General features: G+C 39.4%; 36 protein-coding genes and 1 pseudogene. 2 read left to right on the plus strand and 35 right to left on the minus strand.

Features of this window, described 5'->3' with window-relative positions:
* Positions 1-226: 226 nt before the first annotated feature.
* Complete coding sequence (locus ACIQLB_RS13205; RefSeq protein ID WP_400726307.1) at positions 227-886, plus strand: hypothetical protein; 660 nt, start codon at positions 227-229, stop codon at positions 884-886.
* Positions 887-1,793: 907 nt separating this feature from the next.
* On the opposite strand, the gene ACIQLB_RS13210 is transcribed toward ACIQLB_RS13205, so the two are convergent.
* Positions 1,794-2,468, minus strand: a complete 675-nt coding sequence (locus ACIQLB_RS13210) for a KinB-signaling pathway activation protein (RefSeq protein ID WP_400726310.1) — start codon at positions 2,466-2,468, stop codon at positions 1,794-1,796.
* Between the two features lie 153 nt (positions 2,469-2,621).
* On the opposite strand from ACIQLB_RS13210, the gene gerD reads away from it, so the two are divergent.
* Positions 2,622-3,254: a spore germination lipoprotein GerD gene (gerD, locus tag ACIQLB_RS13215; RefSeq protein WP_400726313.1), complete on the plus strand. Its 633-nt coding sequence runs from the start codon at positions 2,622-2,624 to the stop codon at positions 3,252-3,254.
* Between the two features lie 56 nt (positions 3,255-3,310).
* Here the strand turns inward: gerD and ACIQLB_RS13220 are convergent, their stop codons facing one another.
* The 34 genes and pseudogenes from ACIQLB_RS13220 to rpsS all read right to left on the minus strand — a co-directional run bounded on the left by ACIQLB_RS13220 (position 3,311) and on the right by rpsS (position 22,872).
* Complete coding sequence (locus tag ACIQLB_RS13220) at positions 3,311-4,363, minus strand: P-loop NTPase (protein WP_400726316.1); 1,053 nt, start codon at positions 4,361-4,363, stop codon at positions 3,311-3,313.
* 71 nt (positions 4,364-4,434) lie between these two features.
* A complete protein-coding gene (locus ACIQLB_RS13225) occupies positions 4,435-5,148 on the minus strand; it encodes an N-acetylmuramoyl-L-alanine amidase (RefSeq protein ID WP_400726319.1) in 714 nt (237 codons plus the stop codon).
* Between the two features lie 179 nt (positions 5,149-5,327).
* On the minus strand, positions 5,328-6,278 hold the full coding sequence (locus tag ACIQLB_RS13230; protein WP_400726322.1) for a DUF4822 domain-containing protein: 951 nt from the start codon (positions 6,276-6,278) through the stop codon (positions 5,328-5,330).
* Between the two features lie 223 nt (positions 6,279-6,501).
* On the minus strand, positions 6,502-6,894 hold the full coding sequence (rpsI, locus tag ACIQLB_RS13235; protein WP_004233744.1) for a 30S ribosomal protein S9: 393 nt from the start codon (positions 6,892-6,894) through the stop codon (positions 6,502-6,504).
* Positions 6,895-6,919: 25 nt separating this feature from the next.
* A complete protein-coding gene (rplM, locus tag ACIQLB_RS13240; protein ID WP_049662886.1) occupies positions 6,920-7,357 on the minus strand; it encodes a 50S ribosomal protein L13 in 438 nt (145 codons plus the stop codon).
* Between the two features lie 302 nt (positions 7,358-7,659).
* The gene (gene truA, locus ACIQLB_RS13245) at positions 7,660-8,400 is read right to left on the minus strand and encodes a tRNA pseudouridine(38-40) synthase TruA (protein WP_400726327.1); all 741 of its coding nucleotides are present in this window, start codon (positions 8,398-8,400) and stop codon (positions 7,660-7,662) included.
* A gap of 15 nt (positions 8,401-8,415) precedes the next feature.
* Positions 8,416-9,213: an energy-coupling factor transporter transmembrane component T family protein gene (locus ACIQLB_RS13250; protein ID WP_400726330.1), complete on the minus strand. Its 798-nt coding sequence runs from the start codon at positions 9,211-9,213 to the stop codon at positions 8,416-8,418.
* Positions 9,210-10,082 carry an energy-coupling factor ABC transporter ATP-binding protein gene (locus ACIQLB_RS13255; RefSeq protein WP_400726332.1) on the minus strand — a complete coding sequence of 291 codons (873 nt, stop codon included), beginning with the start codon at positions 10,080-10,082 and terminating at the stop codon, positions 9,210-9,212. The genes ACIQLB_RS13250 and ACIQLB_RS13255 overlap by 4 nt, the downstream gene beginning before the upstream one ends.
* Positions 10,058-10,903: an energy-coupling factor ABC transporter ATP-binding protein gene (locus ACIQLB_RS13260; RefSeq protein WP_400726335.1), complete on the minus strand. Its 846-nt coding sequence runs from the start codon at positions 10,901-10,903 to the stop codon at positions 10,058-10,060. The genes ACIQLB_RS13255 and ACIQLB_RS13260 overlap by 25 nt, the downstream gene beginning before the upstream one ends.
* A gap of 513 nt (positions 10,904-11,416) precedes the next feature.
* The gene (rplQ, locus tag ACIQLB_RS13265) at positions 11,417-11,797 is read right to left on the minus strand and encodes a 50S ribosomal protein L17 (RefSeq protein ID WP_012296051.1); all 381 of its coding nucleotides are present in this window, start codon (positions 11,795-11,797) and stop codon (positions 11,417-11,419) included.
* Between the two features lie 56 nt (positions 11,798-11,853).
* Complete coding sequence (locus tag ACIQLB_RS13270) at positions 11,854-12,798, minus strand: DNA-directed RNA polymerase subunit alpha (RefSeq protein WP_004233733.1); 945 nt, start codon at positions 12,796-12,798, stop codon at positions 11,854-11,856.
* A 139-nt stretch (positions 12,799-12,937) separates the two neighbouring features.
* Positions 12,938-13,327: a 30S ribosomal protein S11 gene (gene rpsK, locus ACIQLB_RS13275; protein WP_049662876.1), complete on the minus strand. Its 390-nt coding sequence runs from the start codon at positions 13,325-13,327 to the stop codon at positions 12,938-12,940.
* A gap of 25 nt (positions 13,328-13,352) precedes the next feature.
* Positions 13,353-13,718, minus strand: coding sequence for a 30S ribosomal protein S13 (gene rpsM / locus ACIQLB_RS13280; protein WP_049662875.1), 366 nt, complete (start codon positions 13,716-13,718; stop codon positions 13,353-13,355).
* Between the two features lie 24 nt (positions 13,719-13,742).
* Entirely contained in the window at positions 13,743-13,856 is a 114-nt protein-coding gene (gene rpmJ, locus ACIQLB_RS13285; RefSeq protein WP_000868344.1) for a 50S ribosomal protein L36, read from the minus strand.
* Positions 13,857-13,893: 37 nt separating this feature from the next.
* Positions 13,894-14,112: a translation initiation factor IF-1 gene (infA, locus tag ACIQLB_RS13290; RefSeq protein WP_004233690.1), complete on the minus strand. Its 219-nt coding sequence runs from the start codon at positions 14,110-14,112 to the stop codon at positions 13,894-13,896.
* An 86-nt stretch (positions 14,113-14,198) separates the two neighbouring features.
* Positions 14,199-14,276, minus strand: a pseudogene (locus ACIQLB_RS13295) (type I methionyl aminopeptidase); the annotation flags it as partial.
* Positions 14,277-14,526: 250 nt separating this feature from the next.
* Positions 14,527-15,180 carry an adenylate kinase gene (locus tag ACIQLB_RS13300; protein WP_400726345.1) on the minus strand — a complete coding sequence of 218 codons (654 nt, stop codon included), beginning with the start codon at positions 15,178-15,180 and terminating at the stop codon, positions 14,527-14,529.
* 70 nt (positions 15,181-15,250) lie between these two features.
* Complete coding sequence (gene secY, locus ACIQLB_RS13305) at positions 15,251-16,546, minus strand: preprotein translocase subunit SecY (RefSeq protein WP_400726348.1); 1,296 nt, start codon at positions 16,544-16,546, stop codon at positions 15,251-15,253.
* On the minus strand, positions 16,546-16,986 hold the full coding sequence (rplO, locus tag ACIQLB_RS13310; RefSeq protein WP_010860592.1) for a 50S ribosomal protein L15: 441 nt from the start codon (positions 16,984-16,986) through the stop codon (positions 16,546-16,548). The genes secY and rplO overlap by 1 nt, the downstream gene beginning before the upstream one ends.
* Before the next feature lie 34 nt (positions 16,987-17,020).
* Positions 17,021-17,203 (minus strand): 50S ribosomal protein L30, encoded by a 183-nt coding sequence (gene rpmD / locus ACIQLB_RS13315; protein WP_323654726.1) that lies wholly within the window; start codon positions 17,201-17,203, stop codon positions 17,021-17,023.
* Between the two features lie 13 nt (positions 17,204-17,216).
* Complete coding sequence (rpsE, locus tag ACIQLB_RS13320; protein ID WP_049662867.1) at positions 17,217-17,720, minus strand: 30S ribosomal protein S5; 504 nt, start codon at positions 17,718-17,720, stop codon at positions 17,217-17,219.
* A gap of 21 nt (positions 17,721-17,741) precedes the next feature.
* Positions 17,742-18,101 (minus strand): 50S ribosomal protein L18, encoded by a 360-nt coding sequence (gene rplR / locus ACIQLB_RS13325; RefSeq protein WP_400726352.1) that lies wholly within the window; start codon positions 18,099-18,101, stop codon positions 17,742-17,744.
* A gap of 32 nt (positions 18,102-18,133) precedes the next feature.
* Positions 18,134-18,673 carry a 50S ribosomal protein L6 gene (gene rplF, locus ACIQLB_RS13330; RefSeq protein ID WP_400726355.1) on the minus strand — a complete coding sequence of 180 codons (540 nt, stop codon included), beginning with the start codon at positions 18,671-18,673 and terminating at the stop codon, positions 18,134-18,136.
* A gap of 30 nt (positions 18,674-18,703) precedes the next feature.
* Positions 18,704-19,102 (minus strand): 30S ribosomal protein S8, encoded by a 399-nt coding sequence (gene rpsH / locus ACIQLB_RS13335; RefSeq protein WP_370043874.1) that lies wholly within the window; start codon positions 19,100-19,102, stop codon positions 18,704-18,706.
* Positions 19,103-19,131: 29 nt separating this feature from the next.
* Complete coding sequence (locus ACIQLB_RS13340; protein WP_004233656.1) at positions 19,132-19,317, minus strand: type Z 30S ribosomal protein S14; 186 nt, start codon at positions 19,315-19,317, stop codon at positions 19,132-19,134.
* Between the two features lie 21 nt (positions 19,318-19,338).
* Complete coding sequence (gene rplE / locus ACIQLB_RS13345; protein ID WP_008181719.1) at positions 19,339-19,878, minus strand: 50S ribosomal protein L5; 540 nt, start codon at positions 19,876-19,878, stop codon at positions 19,339-19,341.
* 27 nt (positions 19,879-19,905) lie between these two features.
* Positions 19,906-20,214, minus strand: a complete 309-nt coding sequence (rplX, locus tag ACIQLB_RS13350) for a 50S ribosomal protein L24 (RefSeq protein WP_053596063.1) — start codon at positions 20,212-20,214, stop codon at positions 19,906-19,908.
* A 35-nt stretch (positions 20,215-20,249) separates the two neighbouring features.
* The gene (rplN, locus tag ACIQLB_RS13355; protein WP_376074144.1) at positions 20,250-20,618 is read right to left on the minus strand and encodes a 50S ribosomal protein L14; all 369 of its coding nucleotides are present in this window, start codon (positions 20,616-20,618) and stop codon (positions 20,250-20,252) included.
* Positions 20,619-20,661: 43 nt separating this feature from the next.
* The gene (gene rpsQ / locus ACIQLB_RS13360) at positions 20,662-20,925 is read right to left on the minus strand and encodes a 30S ribosomal protein S17 (protein ID WP_049662854.1); all 264 of its coding nucleotides are present in this window, start codon (positions 20,923-20,925) and stop codon (positions 20,662-20,664) included.
* 18 nt (positions 20,926-20,943) lie between these two features.
* A complete protein-coding gene (rpmC, locus tag ACIQLB_RS13365; protein WP_049662852.1) occupies positions 20,944-21,144 on the minus strand; it encodes a 50S ribosomal protein L29 in 201 nt (66 codons plus the stop codon).
* A complete protein-coding gene (rplP, locus tag ACIQLB_RS13370) occupies positions 21,134-21,568 on the minus strand; it encodes a 50S ribosomal protein L16 (protein WP_010860599.1) in 435 nt (144 codons plus the stop codon). The genes rpmC and rplP overlap by 11 nt, the downstream gene beginning before the upstream one ends.
* A gap of 1 nt (position 21,569) precedes the next feature.
* Positions 21,570-22,223, minus strand: a complete 654-nt coding sequence (rpsC, locus tag ACIQLB_RS13375; RefSeq protein ID WP_049662850.1) for a 30S ribosomal protein S3 — start codon at positions 22,221-22,223, stop codon at positions 21,570-21,572.
* Between the two features lie 3 nt (positions 22,224-22,226).
* Positions 22,227-22,571 (minus strand): 50S ribosomal protein L22, encoded by a 345-nt coding sequence (rplV, locus tag ACIQLB_RS13380; RefSeq protein WP_004233639.1) that lies wholly within the window; start codon positions 22,569-22,571, stop codon positions 22,227-22,229.
* Between the two features lie 22 nt (positions 22,572-22,593).
* The gene (gene rpsS, locus ACIQLB_RS13385; RefSeq protein ID WP_049662848.1) at positions 22,594-22,872 is read right to left on the minus strand and encodes a 30S ribosomal protein S19; all 279 of its coding nucleotides are present in this window, start codon (positions 22,870-22,872) and stop codon (positions 22,594-22,596) included.
* Positions 22,873-22,885: the final 13 nt, after the last annotated feature.

The raw sequence follows: 22,885 nt of genomic DNA on the forward strand, positions 1-22,885 counted from the left end.
TTGATGTCCAAAATTTTGTTTCGTTCACCAACTCAAGGTTAGCTACTAAAAACTTTATTGATTACGTTTTGCTTGTTCAGTTTTCAAGGTTCATTTTTTCGTTTACTGCGTCACCTCTTGGCGACTTATACATAATAACATCGATTATTCATGAAAGTCAACATTAAATCATAAGTTTTTTTAAGAACTTTATTTTTTCGTTTAAAAATATAGAAACGAGGTTGTTATGATGGTTCGTAAAACGTTGATTTCACTGATTTTTATCGTAATACTGTTTGTCTTTATAAAGCCGATAAATTCTACTATGATTTCTGTATTTAACATCGCTGATGCTCCAGCAGTTGTAACAAAAGGACATTATGGTACATCACTTATTGTCGAAATTTCTTTCTCTGATGAAACCCTGTTGGACTGGCTTAAAACTGTAAAAGAACCTTATCCGCTTCTTTTGTTAGATGCTGCATGGATTGAACGTTCACCCGAGCACCTAAAAGTCATTCAAGAACGAAAACTACCTAGAGGATTATTAGGGCCAGAGGATTCCGTGGATAAGCCAATTGATTTTGCCGTTGTTCAAAAAGATATTAATACTTACGAAAAGCATTTTCAAGAAACCCCACTTTGGTTTGCAACACGAAATCACCAGTATTCGCAGGATTTACAAAATAACTTATTTCAACAGCAGATGAATATACTTTCTCCCTCTCTAATCTGGAAAGGTGAAAAAACACCTAAATTACAAAAGGGAGATTTTGTTTTTATGTCTTTACACCAAAATAATAAAATCCCGATTAAAGAGCTGAATACATTTCTACAACAAAATAAATTTATGTCGATTGAGGAAAATATATTCGGTTATAAAGTTCAAACTAAAAAATCACCATAAAGTGAAACTTTAATCCGTGGGGATTTTCTTCATCCCCACGGATTATTAGTCTTCACCAATCGGGCTTTTACGGGCAGTTAACCTCCCATAATTTTTTGCTTCCGGTTAAATCTCAAGGTTGTACCGATGCTTCTCTTTCGGTACACAATTACTGCCCGTTAATGCGGGGTAAAGTGAAACTTTAATCAGTGGGGTTTTCTTCATCCCCACTGATTATTAGTCTTCACCAATCGGGCTTTTACGGGCAGTTAACCTCCCATAATTTTTTGCTTCCGATTAAATCTCAAGGTTGTACCGATGCTTCTCTTTCGGTACACAATTACTGCCCGTTAATGCGGGGTAAAGTGAAACTTTAATCAGTGGGGTTTTCCTCATCCCCACGGATTATTAGTCTTCACCAATCGGGCTTTTACGGGCAGTTAACCTCCCATAATTTTTTGCTTCCGATTAAATTTCAAGGTTGTACCGATGCTTCTCTTTCGGTACACAATTACTGCCCGTTAATGCGGGGTAAAGTGAAACTTTAATCAGTGGGGATTTTCTTCATCCCCACTGATTATTAGTCTTCACCAATCGGGCTTTTACGGGCAGTTAACCTCCCATAATTTTTTGCTTCCGATTAAATCTCAAGGTTGTACCGATGCTTCTCTTTCGGTACACAATTACTGCCCGTTAATGCGGGGTAAAGTGAAACTTTAATCAGTGGGGATTTTCTTCATCCCCACGGATTATTAGTCTTCACCAATCGGGTTTTACGGGTAGTTGATCTTCCACCTATCTTCTTTACTTTCGCTAAATTTTACGGCAGGAGTCTTGTACCTGACGCTTCTCTTTCGGTAATTACTGCCCGTTAATGCGGTATAACAAAGAAGTTGCCCCCAACTAATAGAGGCAACTTCTTTTGTTATTATGCATTTTTAGCTTGTTCACGACGCGCTTTGCGGCGTGCTTCTAATCTTTGACGATCTTCTTCGGATTTTGCATTATATTTTGGTAATACTAATAATTGATAAGCATTTACAGCGAGTAACGGGAAGAGTAGTAATGCAACATACTCGTTAATATTTTCATCGCGACCCATTAATGCAATTGTCCATTCCAGAGTTGTAACGACAATCATAAAAAATATAGCGGAAATGAAAACATGTTTTTTTCCTGTTAATTTTACTTTTTGAGCGGCTGTTGCTATAGCACCTAATAGTAATACAATTAACAAGCCAACATAGAATAACCAGCTTTGTCCATCTTTTACACCTGGTATAAAGCGGAAGAATATAATATCAAAAATAGTAAAAGCAATTAATAATAGCTGTACCCAATTCCATAGTGTAAGTGTTCTAAAAATATTAACCCCTACTTGATGAAGCGTTAAATAAGCAAAAAAGCCTGCTTGTGCAATAACACTCATTGTAAATCCTAAGAAAACCATCCATAAAAGCCCGGCAAAAAATTCACCCCAGTGACCATTTGTTATATATGGCTGGAAGAAGTCCCATCGAATAAATAAACTGCAAATTCCGTTGACTGCGCCACCAACGAGCATTGCAAAGAAGAAAAACTTTGCCCAATTTCGTATCGTCACAACTAAAAGTCCCCCAATTTCTCAATATATATCTGTACTTATTTTAACAATGCATTGTTAAAAAAGCTATTTCTCATCGTAACCAATACATAAAGTCATCATAAATGTGAACAATAATTGAAAGAGTCTATTTATAGAAAGGACTGATGATTGATGCGAAAATTCATCTTACTGCTAATTCTAATGCTGTTTCTTTCTGCCTGTTCACAAGAAAAAGCCTCTACCATGTCCTATGAAGAAATAAAAAAAATAATGATCGACTCTTTACAAACCGAGGATGGTAAAAAGGCGCTGCGAAAGCTTTTAGAGGAACCAAGTTTCCGTGAATTATTAGTTTTGGAGCATGATGAAGTGAAGAAGGCTACTGAGACTACCTTGCTTTCCAAAGAAGCAGAAGACTTTTGGAAGAAAACGTTCGAAGATCCAAAATTCAAGGAAACCGTAGCTAAAAGTATGCAGAAGCAACAACAGGATATTATGAAGGAATTAATAAAAGACCCCTCTTTCCAAAAAGATATGGAGGCTTTCTTCGGTCAGCCAGATATGCAAAAGCAGTTAGAGACTATTCTAAAATCCTCCAATATGAGAAAACAAATGGAGGAAGTCGTCAAGGAAACGATTGAAAGTCCGCTTATGCAAACAAAATGGCAGGAGCTTATTAGGAAGAGCGGCGGCGAGACAGGTAAAACTGGTGGTGAGAAAAAAGAAGCTGGCGGCGGGAAAAAGGAAGCTGGCGGTGGTTCTGGTGGCGGAGGCTCAGACTCGGAGCAATCAAGCTCACAATAACCCTTTATATTTAAAAACGGATTTCCTCCATTGTTTGAGGAAATCCGTTTTCATTATTAATTTAATTTATTGATGATGTTCGTCGCGATGTCTAAATAGATTTGTCCTGTTGTGTGTTTTTCAGCATAAACAGAAGGTGCAAAATCTTCTTCTGACCAGTCAGGCTGACCAAGAGGAATTTGACCAAGTAGCTCTGTACGTAGTTCTTCTGCTAACTTTGGACCTCCACCTTGACCGAATACGAATTCACGGTCACCTGATTTCGATTCATACCATGCCATGTTTTCAATAACACCTAAAATCTCATGGTCTGTTTGTAAAGCCATTGCACCTGCACGAGCTGCAACAAACGCTGCCGTTGGATGCGGTGTTGTTACGACGATTTCTTTTGACGAAGGAAGCATTTGGTGAATATCTAATGCAACGTCACCTGTACCTGGTGGTAAATCCAATAGTAGATAGTCTAGCTCACCCCATTCTACATCACGGAAGAACTGATCTAACACTTTACCTAACATTGGTCCACGCCATACAATTGGTGCATTATTTTCAACAAAGAAGCCCATTGAAATCATTTTCACACCTAAACGATCAACAGGAAAAATTCGATTGTCTACCACTTTGGGCATATCTGTAACACCCATCATATCAGGCACACTGAACCCATAAATATCAGCATCAATCAAGCCAACCTTCTTACCTAAACGCGCTAATGCAACAGCTAAGTTAACTGATACTGTAGATTTCCCTACACCGCCTTTACCAGAGGCAATTGAAATAACTTGTACTGTGCTAAGTGGAGATAAAATATCTTGTGCCTCAGCCTCAGTTGCTACGCCACGGAAGCTCTGTAGTTTTTCTGTTGACAGCTCTTCGAAACGAATACCAACTGTATTTGCACCCGCTTCCTTCAATACTTCAACAATTTTCATTTGTAGCTGTAATTGTTCAGGTGTATTTGTTTTAGCAATCGCAATTTTTACACTGACGTGATTCTTCTCTTCTTTTATCGCTACGTTTGTAATACCGTCTGTTTCTGCAAATGATTTATGTAAAAATGGATCTTGTAGTTGTCCTAGTATTTCTCGTACTTGTTGTTCAGTTATCACGACGAACACTCCCCTTATATTATCTCAATGTTAGTATATCATAATGGCTTGATTTACGTTGTGTAGTTGCTCTATTCAATTTTAGCTAATAAATACTCTTCTATACCTTCAACAATAGCATCTCCCATTTTTTCTTGGTATTTCTTATCGGTTAATAGTGCGCGTTCCTCTTCATTACTTATAAACCCTGTTTCTACTAGTGCAGCAGGTACCTCAGCTTTTTTCAGTAAATAAATTTGTTTTATAGACATTGCTTCCCGGTCTGTATTTTTCAAATTAGTGCGAATGGAATCTTGAATGCTCTTTGCTAATAATTCACTTTCAGCATGTCCTTCTTTATGATAAAACACCTGTGCACCACGCCACTTTGTTTCAGGAATGGCATTTGCATGAATTGTAATAAAAAGATCCGGTTTTTCTTTTTCTACTATGTCTTTTCTTAAAAAGATGTCCTGCTTCTTTCGTTCTCTCAATGTTCCAAACTTTTCTGACGACGCGTGCTCATCAATAACATCTCCATCTTTTGTTCGAGTCATTACAACTGTTGCGCCTTTTTTCTTTAATTGCTTCTCCACATGCTGAGCAATTGCAAGTGTAATATCCTTTTCAATTACTTCGCCCTTTGAAGCACCTCCATCCTGACCTCCGTGTCCCGCATCAATGACAATTTTTACGCCACCAAGTGGGTCCGGTAAGAAGAAGTTACGGTTCGAAGCATTCGTTTCATATGCCACGACCACTATACTCATTAGCATAATTACTCCTAGTGCAAGCCAGCGCTTCACCCATATCCACCACCCTTTTACAGATAGTGTACGAAGTTAGTGATTGAACTATGCCAGAAAGTAAAAAAAACTCTCAAGTATTAAAGTTGAGAGTTTGAACTTGTAATGGAAGACACTTTTTTAGTAATGCTAAAACGGCATTAATCCATTAACAATACAAGGACTAATGCCGTTAATTTTTATTTTAGTGTAAATTCTGGTTTAAAGTTGCCTTTATAAGGTTCATGCTCAACGAATATTGTTATATCCTTACCGTCTTTATCTTTACCAGTTCTGATATATGTGAATTTCTTATTATTTAGCTCAGTAATTTCGAGTACAGCACCATATTTATTTTCACCAATCGAAACATGAGCTCTTAATTTATTCCCATCGATCACATTAAAGTATCCATAGTCGCCACGACTTTTACCTGTTTCAGGATTGAAAAATTCATATTTATTCGTATTAGCATCATATTTCGCAATGCTAATAAAATTTGTATTATATTGTGTTACATCATTTTTGTTTGCATCTAATACAACCGTTCCTTGCCACAGCGTACCAGCTAAAATTTTGTCTCCATCCACGTCCTTAACAATAGGGCCTGTAGACTGATTTAATTTTTTATCTGGTGCTGTAAATGTTAGGTGTTTTTCCTTATAAGGAGTATGCTCAACGAATACCTCTACATCGCTACCATTTGCATCTTTCCCCACTCGTTTATAAGTAAACATATTATTTGTTAGCTTAGTAATATCCACGACTTCTTGGTAATTTTTCGTTTCTGAGATCAATATTCTATGCTTTCCGTCATTCGTAATAAAGAAAATTCCTTTATCGTCGATGCTTCCAGCTGTATTTGGATCGAAGAATTCATAGCGTCCTGAATCATCATCATATTTCGCAAGGCCCATTAAATTTGAATTCTCTGCTGTTAAATCTTTATTGTTTTTATCGTAAACTTTTGTAGCTTGCCAATCTGTACTACTGAGAATTTTGGCATTCGCTTGACCTTTTGTTATTTCTACCTGTCTTTGATCTGCATTATTTCCTGTTTTTACTTCCTCAGTTTTTTTCACGTCAGTTTTATTTTGACATGCACCAAGAAGTGCCATTGCTGCAAGTGATAATATTAATAACCTTTTCATATATTGACCTCCATTTTCAGAATAAACAACCTAAAAGTAGTATCAGCCATATCTATGTAAAATACACATCACAATTGCTACTTCAAGACAATAACATTGCTTCAGGATATCTTGAAATCCTTGAACGTGAAGTATCAAGAACTAAAGTGTAGCATTTTCCAAATAAAAAACCCTTTCTCGAAAATTCGAGAAAGGGCTTGAAAACGTTGATATAACAACGATATTAACGTTTTGAGAACTGAGGTGCACGACGAGCGCCGCGTAGACCTGGTTTTTTACGTTCTTTCATGCGTGAATCACGAGTAAGTAATCCAGCAGATTTTAATGCAGCACGGAAATCTGGGTCTACTTGAAGTAGAGCACGAGCGATACCGTGACGTACTGCACCAGCTTGACCAGTGTATCCACCACCGTTAACGTTTACGTGGATATCATAGCTTCCTGTAGTTTCAGTAGCTACTAATGGTTGTTTAATTACTTCACGTAATGCAGCGAATGGTACGTATTCTTCGATTTCACGTTTGTTGATAACAATTTTACCTGTACCTGGTACTAAACGTACGCGAGCTACAGAGCTTTTACGGCGACCAGTGCCGATGTATTGAACTTGTGCCAAAGTAATATCCTCCTCTTAATTTATATTATCCGCGAAGCTCGTATGCTTCTGGTTTTTGTGCAGCATGTGGATGCTCTGTTCCAGTGTAAACATTAAGTTTAGTGAACATTTTGCGACCTAAAGAGTTTTTAGGAAGCATCCCTTTAATTGCTAATTCGATCATTCTTGTTGGGTACTTATCTAGCATTTCACCAGCAGTACGAGTTTTTAAACCACCCGCAAATTGAGTATGGTGACGGTAAAGTTTACCCTCTAATTTGTTACCAGTTAAATGGATTTTGTCAGCGTTGATGATGATTACGTGATCACCTGTGTCAACGTTTGGTGTGAATGTTGGTTTATGTTTACCACGTAAGATAGCAGCTACTTCAGAAGCTAAACGTCCAAGAGTTTGGCCTTCTGCATCAACTACTAGCCATTTACGGTCTACTTCGTGACCTTTAGCCATGAATGTTGTACGCATGTATATATCCTCCTAATCAATTCGATTACCGTTATTTTTCATTAGACTACACTATAAGTTTTCGGGGCTTATTTGTGGTGGTAATGAAAATACCATCTGTTATCATATAATGAATGACTTTTAAAGTCAAGCAATTTCAATAAACACCTGGAGAAGTTGTTCAGATTCATTTCTTGGTTAAATTAGGGCTTTTATTAGCCTTCATTTTTAATATAATGTTATTTCGTTTCAAGATTTCTATAACATTCGCGGGCACAATTCAAAATCCGGACGCAATTACAACGCTATGGTGACGAACCCTTTTAATAGAATACTTTCTCAAGATACAGACCTTGAGGAGGTGCAGTTTTACCTGCTTTATCGCGATTCATAGATTTAACGACTAACTCCATGTTCTCAATGTCACGGCGTCCTATACCAACTTCCCACAGTGTGCCTGCAATAATACGAACCATGTTATATAAGAAGCCATTTCCTTCAATCACCATATGAAGCTCTTCACCATACCATTCAAATTGTAGTGAAGTTACTGTCCGTACCTTATCTTTGACACTTGTATTGGCTGCACAAAAGCATGAAAAATCATGGGTACCGATAATAGCTTTTGCTGCCTCCTGCATTGCCTCAACATTTGGTTTCACACCATTTGTCTCTACAGTGTAATGTCTGCGGAATGGACTCTGTACAGGCTCACATGACCATATATATCGGTACCGCTTCCCTGTTACACTGTAGCGCGCATGAAAGTCTACAGCAACTTCTTCAATCAACATTACCCGAATATCTCTTGGCAGTTGAACATTCAATGCCTTCATGTATTTATCTACTGGAATCGCGAGTGGTGAATCAAAATGCAATGTTTGACCTGTTGCATGCACCCTTGCATCTGTACGTCCACTAGCTGTTACCTTTATCTTTTCCCCTTTATGCATAATGGCTAGAACACGCTCAAGCTCTGCCTGTACTGTGCGTTCTCCAGGCTGTACTTGATAGCCAGAAAATTGCGTTCCATCATAACTTATAATTGCTTTTAATCGTCGCATAAAGCTTACTCCTTTTTAACTTCTATAGAAGAATAGTAAAGCGGCCATCGCTACTAAAAACACAAGGGAAAATGTATCACTCATATCCCACTTTAGCTTGCGATACCTTGTACGCCCTTCGCCTCCACGGTAACCTCTTACTTCCATAGCTGTTGCTAAGTCCTCAGCTCGTTTAAAAGCACTTACAAAGAGAGGTACCAGTAATGGCACAACCGCTTTAATACGATCCTTTATTGGTCCAGAAGATAAATCCGAACCACGTGCCATTTGTGCTTTCATAATTTTATCTGTCTCATCCATTAACGTTGGTATAAAGCGCAATGAAATAGACATCATCAGAGCTAACTCATGTACAGGTACTTTCACCGCTTTTAATGGATTTAGCAGTACTTCAATGCCATCGGTAATGGAAATCGGTGACGTTGTAAGCGTTAAGATAGATGTCATAAACACTAGAACTAGGAAACGTATCGAAATAAATATCCCTTGTCGGATACCTTCCTCATAGATAGTGATAAACTTCCACTCAAATACTGGGGCACCTTCTTTCGTCATAAATATATGAATCAAGAAGGTAAATGCCATTAAAAAAAGTACTGGCTTTAGACCATTAATTAAAAAATACAGACGAATACGTGATACTAGCACAATGAGTAAGGTAAAAGCCAATAGCAAGGCATATGTCACTATGTTGTTTGCTAAAAAAACAATAATAATGAATGCAAACACAAATATAAGCTTTGATCGTGGATCGAGCTTATGAACTGGAGAATCCCCTGGAAGGAAGCGCCCAAATATCATTTTCTCCATCATGACTGTCCACGCCCCTCTCTTAGCACTCGAGCAATTTCAGTGGCCAGCTCTTCTTCGGTTAAGCATATCTTTGAGAAGGTTTTGTTTATCATTTTTTCGATTTTTTGTTGAAAGCGTACGATACGAGGTGGTTCTAAGCGGAAATTTTTTAATGTCTCTACATCTTTGAAAATTTCTTGTGGTATGCCACTTAGTACATTTTTTCCTTCATGCATAATGACAATATTGTCTGCATAACGAGCTGCGTCCTCCATACTGTGCGTAACGAGTATCGTCGTTAGGCCACGTTCCTTGTGTAGCTTATAAAACATATCCATAATCTCTTTCTGACCGCGTGGATCAAGCCCTGCAGTTGGTTCATCTAAAACAATAACTTCAGGTTCCATCGCTAAAACGCCAGCGATTGCTACCCTGCGCATTTGTCCACCCGATAAATCAAAAGGTGATTTTTCAAGTACGTTCTCTGGTAAGCCTACTAAGCCTACAAGCTCTTTTGCTCGCGCTTCAGCTTCTTGCTCTGATACACCAAAGTTCATAGGACCAAACATGATATCCTTTAATACGGTTTCTTCAAATAGCTGATGCTCCGGGAATTGAAATACAATACCTACCTTTTGACGTACAGCCTTCAAATTCTTCGCCTTTTTTCCAGCTACAACAATGCGATCTCCAATATGTACTTCCCCAGAAGTTGGTCTTAGAAGTGCATTAAAATGCTGAAGAATTGTCGATTTACCGGAACCGGTATGTCCGATAATTGCCTGATACGTATGTGAAGGAATTTCAAAATCCACATCGAATAATGCACGTTTTTCAAAAGGTGTACCTTGTGAATAGGCATAGCTTACTTGTTGAAGTTTGATGTCCATAAATCATTCACCAACTCTTCTTCTGTCATATGTTGCCCCATTAACGGAACACCTTCCTTTTGCAATAACTTTGATAACTTCATGGCAAATGGCAAGTCTAGCCCAAACTCAACTAACTTGTCCCCAAGTGCAAAAATTTCAGCAGGTGTACCCTCAGCAAATTTCTGTCCATCATTCATAAAGAGTACACGATCTGCCAGCATGGCTTCCTCTAAATCATGCGTAATAGATATTACCGTTAACCCTGTTTCAGCACGCAAAGTTTGAACTGTTTGTAATACCTCAGCACGCCCCTGGGGATCTAGCATAGACGTTGCCTCATCTAAAATAAGGAGCTTGGGTTTCATCGCAAGTGCACCTGCAATCGCAACACGCTGCTTTTGCCCGCCTGATAAATGATGTGGCTCATGATCTAAAAAATCACTCATTTTTACTTGTTCGAGTGCTGCATGTACACGTTCTACCATCTCTTCAAACGGTACTCCGTTATTTTCAAGAGCAAAAGCAACATCATCCTGCACTGTCGCTCCAACAAATTGATTGTCTGGATTTTGAAAAACCATGCCCATCTGTGAGCGGCTTGCCCATAAGTTTTCTTCACTTAATGGTTCACGTAATATACGTACATCGCCCTGTTGGGGGTAAAGCAAACCATTCATAAGCTTTGCAATAGTGGATTTACCGGAACCGTTATGGCCAACAATGGCAATCCATTCCCCTTCCTGTACCGCAAAGCTTACATTTTCAACAGCATTGCGATTTTCTTTTTCTTCTGGTGTATATGAAAATGTCACATTATTTAATGATAAAATTTCTGGCATTTCTAGAACTCCTCTCTACATGCTCAGCTCTACTAACTAACTTACACTTTTTTATGTATGAATTCTACTACAATAAGTATGTCGATAAAAGAAAAGTGCTAAAATCACTTTTCATATATTTCACTTGAAATATATAGGGATAAATATAATTTATAGGTTATTTTTTCAAGAATACATCAAATATTGGAGTGAGGCACCCCAAACATTCTGGCGAGCGCTATTATAAAACGAGTATATAAAAAAAAGCACCACTAAATTGGCGCTATCATACTTCCTTAAAAAATAAAAAAGCGCGCACCTCATTCGATAGAAATGCGCTAGTCGTTACATTTTCAAGAAACACGGGTGCTCAAGCCCTTGTTCCCTCTGAATGAGGTGCGGAGAGCTAAACGAGACGCCACACAACAGTGTCCGCTCATCATAACGCTCAGCTTAATTATTTGTCGTATAAATCATTTTATAAAGAAAGAGGGTGGTGATTCCACCCTCTTCACCACTTGTCTTCTCTTATGATTAAACTAATTCAATCACAACAACAGGTGCACCGTCACCACGACGAGGACCTACTTTAAGAATACGAGTGTAACCACCTTGACGTTCTGCATAACGTGGTGCAACATCATCAAATAACTTTTGAAGTGCAAATGATGTTGTTTCGTTACCTTCTGCATCTGTAGTTGTTACTAGTTCACGACGGATGAATGCAGCAGCTTGACGGCGTGCATGTAAATCTCCGCGTTTACCTAAAGTAATCATTTTTTCAACAGCTTTACGTACTTCTTTAGCGCGAGCCTCAGTAGTTTCGATACGCTCGTTGATGATTAAATCAGTAGCTAAGTCACGTAACATCGCTTTACGTTGAGAACTTGTACGACCAAGTTTTCTGTAACCCATGGATGTTTCCCTCCTTTATAAAGAATATCTGATCTTATAAGTTTTGTTTAAATCGCTTAGTCTTCTTTGCGTAATCCTAAACCAAGCTCTTCTAACTTCGCTTTTACTTCTTCTAATGACTTACGTCCAAGGTTACGAACTTTCATCATGTCGTCTTCTGACTTATTCGCAAGTTCTAGTACTGTGTTAATACCAGCGCGTTTTAAGCAGTTATAAGAACGAACAGAAAGATCAAGTTCTTCGATAGTCATCTCTAAAACTTTTTCTTTTTGATCTTCTTCTTTTTCGACCATGATTTCAGCAGTTTGTGCCTCATCTGTCATGCCCACGAAGATGTTTAGATGCTCGGTTAAAATTTTTGCTCCGAGCGAAATCGCCTCTTTCGGACCGATGCTACCATCTGTCCACACATCAAGAGAAAGTTTATCGTAGTCAGAAGACTGACCTACACGAGTATTTTCCACTTGGAAATTGACGCGTGATACTGGAGTGTAAATAGAGTCGATCGGGATCACGCCGATAGGAAGATCCTCACGTTTGTTTTGATCAGCAGGAGTGTAACCACGGCCGCGTTGAGCGTACATACGCATACGTAAATGACCGTTTTTAGCGATTGTTGCAATATATAGATCCGGGTTTAAAATTTCTACATCACTGTCATGTGTAATGTCAGCAGCTGTAACTGTACCATCGCCTTTTACATCAATCTCAATAACTTTTTCTTCGTCAGAGTAGATTTTAAGAGCTAGTTTTTTCACGTTCAAAATAATTGAAGCTACATCCTCTACAACGCCTTCTACAGTTGAGAATTCGTGAAGAACACCGTCAATTTGAATTGAAGTGACAGCAGCTCCTGGTAATGAAGACAGAAGGATACGACGTAAAGAATTACCCAAAGTGTTTCCATATCCGCGTTCAAGCGGTTCTACAACAAACTTTCCATATTTGGAATCTTCGCTGATCTCCACCGTTTCAATCTTTGGTTTTTCAATTTCGATCATTTTATTTACCCTCCTTCAAAACATCGAATGTATAGGTTCTTTCCATCATAGATTCGATCGTCATTGACGTATCGTTTATTATCTGCACAAGACAGTCTGTACAAAAAATGATGTTCTCATACAATATGAGACGCACCCATTACACGCGACGACGTTTTGGCGGACGGCAACCATTATGAGGAACTGGAGTAACGTCTTTAATAGCAGTTACATCTAAACCAGCAGCTTGAAGTGCACGAATTGCAGCTTCACGACCTGCACCAGGACCTTTAACAGTTACTTCCAACGTTTTCAGACCATGTTCAAGGGATGCTTTAGCAGCAGTTTCTGCAGCCATTTGAGCAGCGAATGGTGTAGATTTACGTGAACCACGGAAACCAAGAGAACCAGCACTTGACCAAGATACAGCGTTACCTTGCATATCTGTAATCGTTACGATTGTATTGTTAAATGTAGAACGAATGTGTGCGATACCAGATTCGATATTCTTTTTCACACGACGTTTACGAGTTTGTTGTTTACGAGCCATGTTAAGAAGGAACCTCCTTTACTTATTATTTTTTCTTGTTCGCAACTGTTTTACGAGGACCTTTACGCGTACGCGCATTGTTCTTCGTATTTTGACCACGAACAGGTAAACCACGACGGTGACGGATACCACGGAATGAACCGATTTCCATCAGACGTTTAATATTTAATGAAGTTTCGCGACGTAAGTCACCTTCAAGTTTGTATGAGTCTAATTGTTCACGGATTTTGTTTAACTCATCTTCAGTTAAGTCGCGTACGCGTGTATCTTCTGAAATACCTGCGTCAGCTAATACTTTCTGAGCTGTAGTTTTACCAATACCGTAAATGTAAGTTAATGAAATTACCACGCGTTTGTCGCGAGGAATATCAACACCAGCAATACGTGCCATGTACGTTGTGCACCTCCTTTGGAATTATCCTTGTTTTTGTTTGTGTTTAGGATTTTCACAGATTACCATTACTTTACCGCGTCGGCGAATTACTTTACATTTTTCGCAGATCGGTTTCACAGATGGTCTCACTTTCATCTAACCTAACCTCCTTAGTAGTCCGGAGCGCAAAAGATTATTTAAAACGGTATGTGATACGACCGCGAGTTAAATCATAAGGAGATAACTCGATAGTAACCTTATCTCCAGGTAGAATGCGGATAAAGTGCATACGAATCTTACCAGATACGTGTGCTAAAATCACATGTCCATTTTCTAATTCTACCTTAAACATCGCGTTTGGCAAAGTCTCAACAACTGTTCCTTCGACTTCAATTACATCATCTTTCGCCATCTACTCTGTCTCCTCTCTATATGCAAATTAAAGTTCTCATCGTTACATCAAACGGATATCTGCTGCAACTATAGAAGCAACCTCGTTTCAACATATGTTTGGATTGTATGAGAGATGTTTGAAAGACGCTCGTCTGGTTTCGCTTCACACAATCCACGGAATATACAGAACCATTAAGGGCACTGAACCTCCCATGTTTACACGAATACCGGAATGTCTTTGATGAGATATTCATACCCGTTACACAGATGCTTCCACGAAACCCATTATACTCTTCCAAAAGTAATGTTGCACTTTTTAAAAGAAATATATACCGGGCACAATATGCTTTTGCAACTCTCAAAAAAAATTATGTTTCGGTGTTGCTCCCGCATGCCTCCCGCGGAAGCAGTATTCTGCGCCCGGAGCCGGGTATCAGCTGCGGCTGCCCTGTAATAGAGCATCAAGATCAGCAAACACTTTGTTAATATCCTGCTGTCCATCAATATTTGTTAACACACTTTTTACTTCATAGTAGTCAAGTAAAGGTTGTGCTTGTTTCATATTTACTTCCAGACGGTTTGCAACCGTTTCAGGATTATCATCCGCTCGTGTATAAAGCTCGCCACCATCTTTATCACATTTTCCTTCCTCAGCTGGAGGATTGAAAATTAGATGATAAGAGGTACCACAAGTTTTACAAATACGACGACCTGATAGACGAGCAACTAGCTCATCTTTTTCAACTTGGATGTTAATTGTATGTTCAATAGCTTTACTAAGATCAGCAAGAATGCTGTCTAAAGCTTCAGCTTGAGGAACAGTACGTGGGAATCCATCTAATAAGAAGCCCTTTTCACAATCAGGTTTAGCAAGTCGTTCACGAACAATACCAATCGTTACTTCATCAGGTACTAGAGCACCTTGATCCATAAACGATTTAGCCTGTAAGCCTAGTTCTGTACCATCTTTAATAGCAGCACGGAACATATCGCCTGTAGAAATATGAGGAATCGCGTACTTCTCAACAATTTTATCTGCCTGTGTACCTTTACCAGCACCTGGCAGACCCATTAAAACGATATTCATACGGAAATAGTCCTCCCACAAAAGGTTTGCTGATTTCAGGAAACGATAGAACGTTCCCTAAAAACCAACATTACTTCATAAAGCCTTTGTAGTGACGTTTAACAAGTTGAGATTCTAGCTGTTTCATCGTTTCGAGCGCTACGCCGACTACGATAATAATACTAGTACCACCGATCTGCACTGTGGCAGGTAGATTCATAAAGTTCATGATAATCATCGGCATTACTGCAATAACAGTTAAGAAAATCGCACCGACAAATGTCAGACGATATAACACGCTTGTTAAATACGTTTGAGTACTTTCACCCGGACGAATACCCGGAATGTAAGCACCTTGCTTTTTCAAGTTATCTGCCACATTTTCTGGATTCACTTGTACGAATGCATAGAAATATGTGAACGCGACGATCAATACAATGTAAATAATCATCCCAACAGGATTAGTGTAATTAAACGTGTGTTCAATGAATGTTGATACAGGACCATCACCAAAGAATGGAGCTAATACACGTGGTGTTGTCAGAAACGCTGATGCAAAGATTACCGGAATAACCCCTGCAGCATTTACTTTTAACGGTAAATGCGTTTGTTGACTACCTGTTTGTTGGTTGCGTCCAGTAACTCGTTTGGCATATTGAATTGGAATTTTACGTAGTGCTTGTTGCACGTAGATAACTCCAACAACAACTGCAAGCATAACTAAAACAAGCAATCCAAGAATTACTAGATTGATAAATAGTTTATCACCAGCACCCTCGATTTGCTGTGCATAGATTTGGTTAATGGCATTCGGTAATGCCGCAGTAATACCTGCGAAAATTACAATCGAAATACCATTCCCAACGCCATGTGCAGTAATTTGTTCAGCAAGCCATACTAGGAATGCTGTACCCGCTGTTAATACAATCGAAATTGTAACATAAGTTAAAATTCCCTCTTCTTTAATCAATGATCCGCCATACATTCTATTAAAGCCAAATGACATTGCAAATGATTGGATAAAGGCAAGAATAATTGTAAAGTAACGAGTAAATTGAGCAAGTTTTCGTCTTCCGACTTCACCTTGCTTTGCCCACTCAGCAAATTTCGGTACTACGTCCATTTGCAATAACTGAACAATGATTGAAGCAGTGATGTAAGGCATAATTCCCATCGCAAAGATAGAGAAGTTCTTTAAAGCACCACCGCCAAAAGTATTCAGGAAACCAACGAGATTGAACTCATCAGTTGCCTTTAATACATTAGCGTCAACGTTTGGTACTGGTACGAACGTACCAATACGGAAAACGATTAACATTAAAAGAGTAAAAATGATTTTATTTCGTATATCTCGAACACGCATAAAGTTAGAGATCGTCTGAAACATTAAATCACCTCAGTAGTTCCGCCGGCATTTTCAATTGCTTCTTTAGCCGAAGCTGAGAATTTATGAGCTTTTACTGTAAGCTTTTTGTTAAGAGTTCCGTTTCCAAGAACTTTAATTCCAGCTTTTTCATTGCTCACTAAACCTGTTTCAAGTAATAATGCAGTTGTTACCTCTGCACCATCTTCAAAACGGTTTAATGTGTCAAGATTAACGATCGCGTACTCTTTACGGTTAATGTTAGTAAAGCCGCGTTTCGGTAAACGACGGAATAAAGGGTTTTGACCACCTTCGAATCCTGGGCGTACACCGCCGCCAGAACGAGAGTTTTGACCTTTATGACCTCTACCTGCAGTTTTACCGTTACCAGAACCGATACCGCGACCTACGCGGTTACGTACTTTACGGGAACCTTCTGCTGGTTTTAACTCATGAAGTTTCATATTGGATGGCACCTCCTTGTTCGTTAATTAAAAATTAGTTTTCTTTTACAGTAACTAAGTGAGCTACTACATCAATCATACCGCGAGTTGCTGCATTGTCAGCTTTCTCAACAGTTTGGTTTAATTTACGTAAACCTAGAGCTTCAACAGTTTTGCGTTGTGCTGGTTTAGAACCAATCACAGATTTTGTAAGGGTGATTTCTAATTTGTTAGCCATTATCTTTCCCCCCTTATCCTAATATTTCTTCCACTGATTTACCACGTAATTTAGCTACGTCCTCTACGCGTTTTAATTCAGTTAAACCTTGAACAGTTGCACGCACCATATTGATTGGTGTGTTAGTTCCAAGAGATTTTGAAAGAATATCAGTAATACCAGCAAGTTCTAGTACGGCACGTACTGGACCACCAGCGATAACCCCTGTACCAGGAGCAGCAGGTTTAATTAGGATTTCTCCTGCACCAAAGCGACCTTGCACTAAGTGTGGAGTTGTTCCACCTACGCGTGGCACTTCGATTAAGTTTTTCTTCGCATCTTCAACAGCTTTACGGATAGCATCTGGCACCTCTTGAGCTTTACCAGTACCGAATCCAACGTGACCGTTTTTATCGCCAACAACAACTAATGCTGTGAAGCGGAAGCGACGTCCACCTTTAACAACTTTAGCAACACGGTTAATAGTAACTACGCGTTCTTCAAGTTCTCCAAGTTTGTTTGCGTCAATTCGACTCATGAAATGTGTCCCTCCTTTTTATTAAAATTCTAAACCGTTCTCACGTGCAGCTTCAGCTAAAGCTTTTACACGTCCATGATATAAGTAACCACCACGGTCAAATACTACAGCAGTAATATTTTTTTCCGTAGCGCGTTTTGCGATTGTTTCACCGACTTTAGTTGCAGCATCAACATTGCTACCAGCAGCTTCAAAAGCATTTTCTTGAGAAGATGCGCTAACAATTGTTACGCCTGCTACGTCATCGATAAGTTGAGCGTAAATGTTCTTGTTTGAACGGAATACGTTTAAGCGTGGACGCTCAGCAGTACCCGAAATTTTAGAACGTACGCGTGCATGACGTTTTTTACGAACCTGATTTTTATCTTGTTTCGTAATCACAAGGGTCACTCCTTTCTAATGCTTAGGCAGCATTATTTACCTGTTTTACCTTCTTTACGACGAACATATTCGCCTTCATAACGGATCCCTTTACCTTTGTAAGGCTCTGGTGGACGCACGTCACGGATGTTAGATGCAAGAGCACCAACGCGTTCTTTGCTAATACCTTTAACGATGATCTTAGTGTTAGAAGGAACTTCAACTTCTAGACCATCTTCAGGTGTGAACTCAACTGGATGTGAATAACCTACGTTAAGAACAAGTTTTTTACCTTGTAATTGCGCACGGTAACCTACACCGATTAGTTCTAATGATTTTTCGAAACCTACAGAAACACCAGTAACCATGTTCGCTAATAGCGCACGAGTTGTACCGTGGTTTGTGCGGTGTTCTTTTGAGTCAGAAGGACGAGATACAGAAATCGCATTACCTTCTTGCTCAATTTTCATATCTTGGTGGAAAGAACGAACAAGTTCGCCCTTAGGACCTTTAACGGTAACTGAGTTGTCAGCTGCAACAGTAACAGTTACGTTAGCTGGTACCTCGATAATTTTTTTACCTACACGAGACATTTAGTTGCACCTCCATTCATTTATTGCTAATTACCAAACGTATGCTAAAACTTCGCCGCCAACTTGTTTAGCGCGAGCTTCTTTATCTGTTAATAAACCTTGTGAAGATGACACTAAAGCGATACCAAGACCGTTCAGTACTTTAGGCACTTCATTTGTTTTTGCATATACTCGTAGACCAGGTTTAGAAATACGTTTTAAGCCAGTGATAACGCGCTCGTTATCTTTACCATATTTTAAGAAAATACGGATAATACCTTGCTTGTTGTCTTCCACGTATTCTACGTCACGTACGAAACCTTCACGCTTTAAAATTTCAGCGATTTCTTTTTTCACGTTGGAAGCTGGTACTTCTAACTTCTCGTGACGAACCATGTTCGCATTACGAATGCGAGTAAGCATATCTGCAATCGGATCAGTCATTGTCATTACATTTACCTCCTTCCCAAATTAGGGGATTACCAGCTGGCTTTTTTCACGCCAGGAATTTGTCCCTTATATGCAAGTTCTCGGAAACAAATACGGCAAAGTTTAAATTTACGATATACAGAGTGTGGACGGCCACAGCGTTCACAACGTGTATATTCTTGCACTTTAAACTTTTGCTTACGTTGTTGTTTAACGATCATAGATTTTTTAGCCACGTTTTCGCCCTCCTTGTTTAATTACTTTTGGAACGGCATACCGAATTGTGTCAATAACTCGCGAGCTTCTTCATCAGAATTCGCTGTCGTTACGATCACGATGTCCATACCGCGTACTTTTGAAACTTTATCGTAATCGATTTCTGGGAAAATTAATTGCTCTTTAACACCTAAAGTGTAGTTACCGCGACCATCGAATGCTTTTTTAGAAACACCACGGAAGTCACGTACACGTGGTAGTGAAATTGAGATTAATTTATCCAAGAATTCATACATACGCTCACCGCGTAATGTAACTTTAGCACCGATAGGCATACCTTCACGTAGACGGAAACCAGCGATCGATTTTTTCGCTTTAGTTACAACTGGTTTTTGACCAGTGATAATTGTTAATTCTTCTACAGCTGCATCTAATGCTTTTGAGTTTTGAACTGCATCACCAACACCCATGTTGATAACGATTTTGTCAACTTTCGGCAATTGCATAACTGATTTATATCCAAACTTGCTCATAAGAGCAGGAGAAACTTCATTTAAATATTTTTCTTTTAGGCGGCTCATTTGTGTACCTCCCTTCTTTTATAGAAATTAGTCGATTACTGCACCTGATTTTTTTGCAACACGAACTTTTTTACCGTTTTCGATTTTATAACCTACACGAGTCGGCTCGCCAGATTTAGGATCGATTAGCATTACGTTCGAAACGTGAATTGCAGCCTCTTGGCTTACAATTCCACCTTGTGGATTCAATTGGTTAGGTTTTACGTGTTTTTTCACGATGTTTACACCTTCAACAAGAACGCGATCTTGTTTAGGGTAAGAAGCAAGGATAACGCCTTCTTTGCCTTTGTCCTTACCAGTGATAACCTTAACCTTGTCACCTTTTTTTACATGCATGCTGTCGCACCTCCTTGATTGGCACTATCATGAAATTAAAGAACTTCTGGAGCTAGAGAAACGATTTTCATGAAGTTGCTGTCACGTAATTCACGTGCAACAGGTCCGAAAATACGAGTTCCGCGTGGTGATTTATCATCACGAATAATTACACAAGCATTTTCATCAAATTTGATGTACGTACCATCTTTACGACGTACGCCTGATTTAGTACGAACGATAACAGCTTTAACAACGTCACCCTTCTTAACAACGCCACCTGGTGTTGCTTTCTTAACTGTACAAACAACGACATCACCGATGTTAGCAGTTTTACGGCCAGAGCCACCAAGGACTTTAATTGTAAGAACTTCACGTGCACCTGAGTTGTCAGCAACTTTCATACGACTTTCTTGTTGGATCACTTAGGTTACCTCCCTTCGGAAATTGGTTGTTCCGAAATAGTTATTAAATAATAACCGCTTTTTCTACAACTTCAACTAGACGGAAACGTTTAGTAGCTGATAGCGGGCGAGTTTCCATGATACGTACGATATCACCGATTTTCGCTGTGTTTAACTCATCATGAGTCTTAAACTTTTTAGAGTATTTTACACGTTTACCATAAAGCTTGTGCTTTTTGTGAGTTTCAACTAAAACAGAAATAGTTTTGTCCATTTTATCTGAAACAACGCGGCCCGTGTAAACTTTGCGTTGATTACGCTCAGTCATACTTGAAAACCTCCTTTATCAGTTATTTGCACTGATTTCTCTTTCACGAATAACAGTTTTCATACGCGCGATTGCTTTACGCACTTCACGAATACGAGCTGTGTTTTCTAATTGACCAGTCGCCAATTGGAAGCGAAGGTTGAAAAGCTCTTCTTTCAGTGATTTCACTTTCAATTCTAATTCAGAAGTGGCAAGGTCACGGATTTCATTAGCTTTCATTAGATTCACCACCAGTTTCTTGACGTTTTACGATCTTACATTTAACAGGAAGCTTATGTGATGCTAAACGAAGTGCTTCACGTGCGATCTCTTCAGATACACCAGCGATTTCGAACATTACTTTTCCTGGTTTTACTACTGCAACCCAACCTTCAGGAGAACCTTTACCAGAACCCATGCGGACTTCTAGAGGTTTTTTAGTGTAAGGTTTGTGCGGGAAGATTTTAATCCAAACTTTACCGCCACGTTTCATGTAACGAGTCATCGCGATACGTGCAGATTCGATTTGACGGTTAGTAATCCAACTAGCTGTTTGAGCTTGTAAGCCCCATTCGCCGAAAGATACTTCTTTACCGCCTTTCGCTTCGCCACGCATGTTTCCGCGGTGTTCACGACGGTATTTTACGCGTTTAGGCAATAACATATTATTTGCCTCCTTCCACAGATTTCTTCGTAGGAAGAACTTCACCACGGTAGATCCATACTTTAACGCCTAATTTACCGTAAGTAGTGTCAGCTTCTGCGTGTGCATAGTCGATGTCAGCACGTAGAGTATGAAGTGGAACAGTTCCTTCACTATAGTGTTCAGCACGCGCGATATCAGCGCCACCTAAACGACCAGATACTTGTGTTTTAATTCCTTTTGCACCAGCACGAATTGTGCGTTGGATCGCTTGCTTTTGCGCACGACGGAATGATACACGGTTTTCTAATTGACGAGCGATGTTTTCAGCTACTAGACGAGCGTCAAGATCAGCACGTTTGATTTCGATAATGTTGATGTGTACACGTTTACCAGTTAAATCGCTAAGGTATTTACGAAGATTCTCAACTTCAGAACCACCTTTACCGATTACCATACCTGGTTTCGCAGTGTGAATTGTAATGTTTACACGGTTTGCAGCGCGTTCGATTTCTACTTTAGAAACAGAAGCGTCTTTAAGAGCCGTTTCAATATATTTACGCACTTTGATGTCTTCGTGAAGTAGAGTTGCATAGTCTTTTTCAGCGTACCATTTTGACTCCCAGTCACGAATAATACCAACGCGCAGTCCTATTGGATGTACTTTTTGACCCATGGATTAACCCTCCTTCTTCTCAGATACCACTAGAGTAATGTGGCTTGTGCGTTTGTTAATTGCGCTTGCACGTCCTTGTGCACGTGGACGGAAACGTTTTAATGTTGGACCTTCATCAACGAATACTTCAGAAACTACTAAAGAGTTGATGTCAAGATCGTAGTTATGCTCAGCGTTAGCAACTGCAGATTTTAATACTTTTTCAACGACTGGAGACGCCGCTTTTGGAGTATGACGTAAAATTGCAACTGCCTCACCAACTTGCTTGCCTCGAATTAAGTCTACAACTAGACGGACTTTACGAGGAGCAATGCGAACAGTACGAGCGATAGCTTTAGCTTGTGTCATTAGGATTTACCTCCTCTCAAAATTAGCGTCTTGTTTTCTTGTCGTCTGCACCGTGACCTTTGTAAGCACGTGTTGGTGCAAACTCACCAAGTTTGTGGCCTACCATATCTTCAGTTACGTATACAGGAACGTGTTTACGTCCATCATAAACAGCAATCGTTAAACCGATGAAAGTCGGGAAAATTGTAGAACGGCGAGACCAAGTTTTGATAACTTGTTTTTTCTCAGAAGCCTCTTGCGCTTCCACTTTTTTCATTAAGTGGTCATCAACAAAAGGTCCTTTTTTCAAGCTGCGACCCATGTAGGAACCTCCC

The organism is Lysinibacillus sp. NPDC092081 (assembly GCF_044755845.1).
Lineage (GTDB): Bacteria > Bacillota > Bacilli > Bacillales_A > Planococcaceae > Lysinibacillus.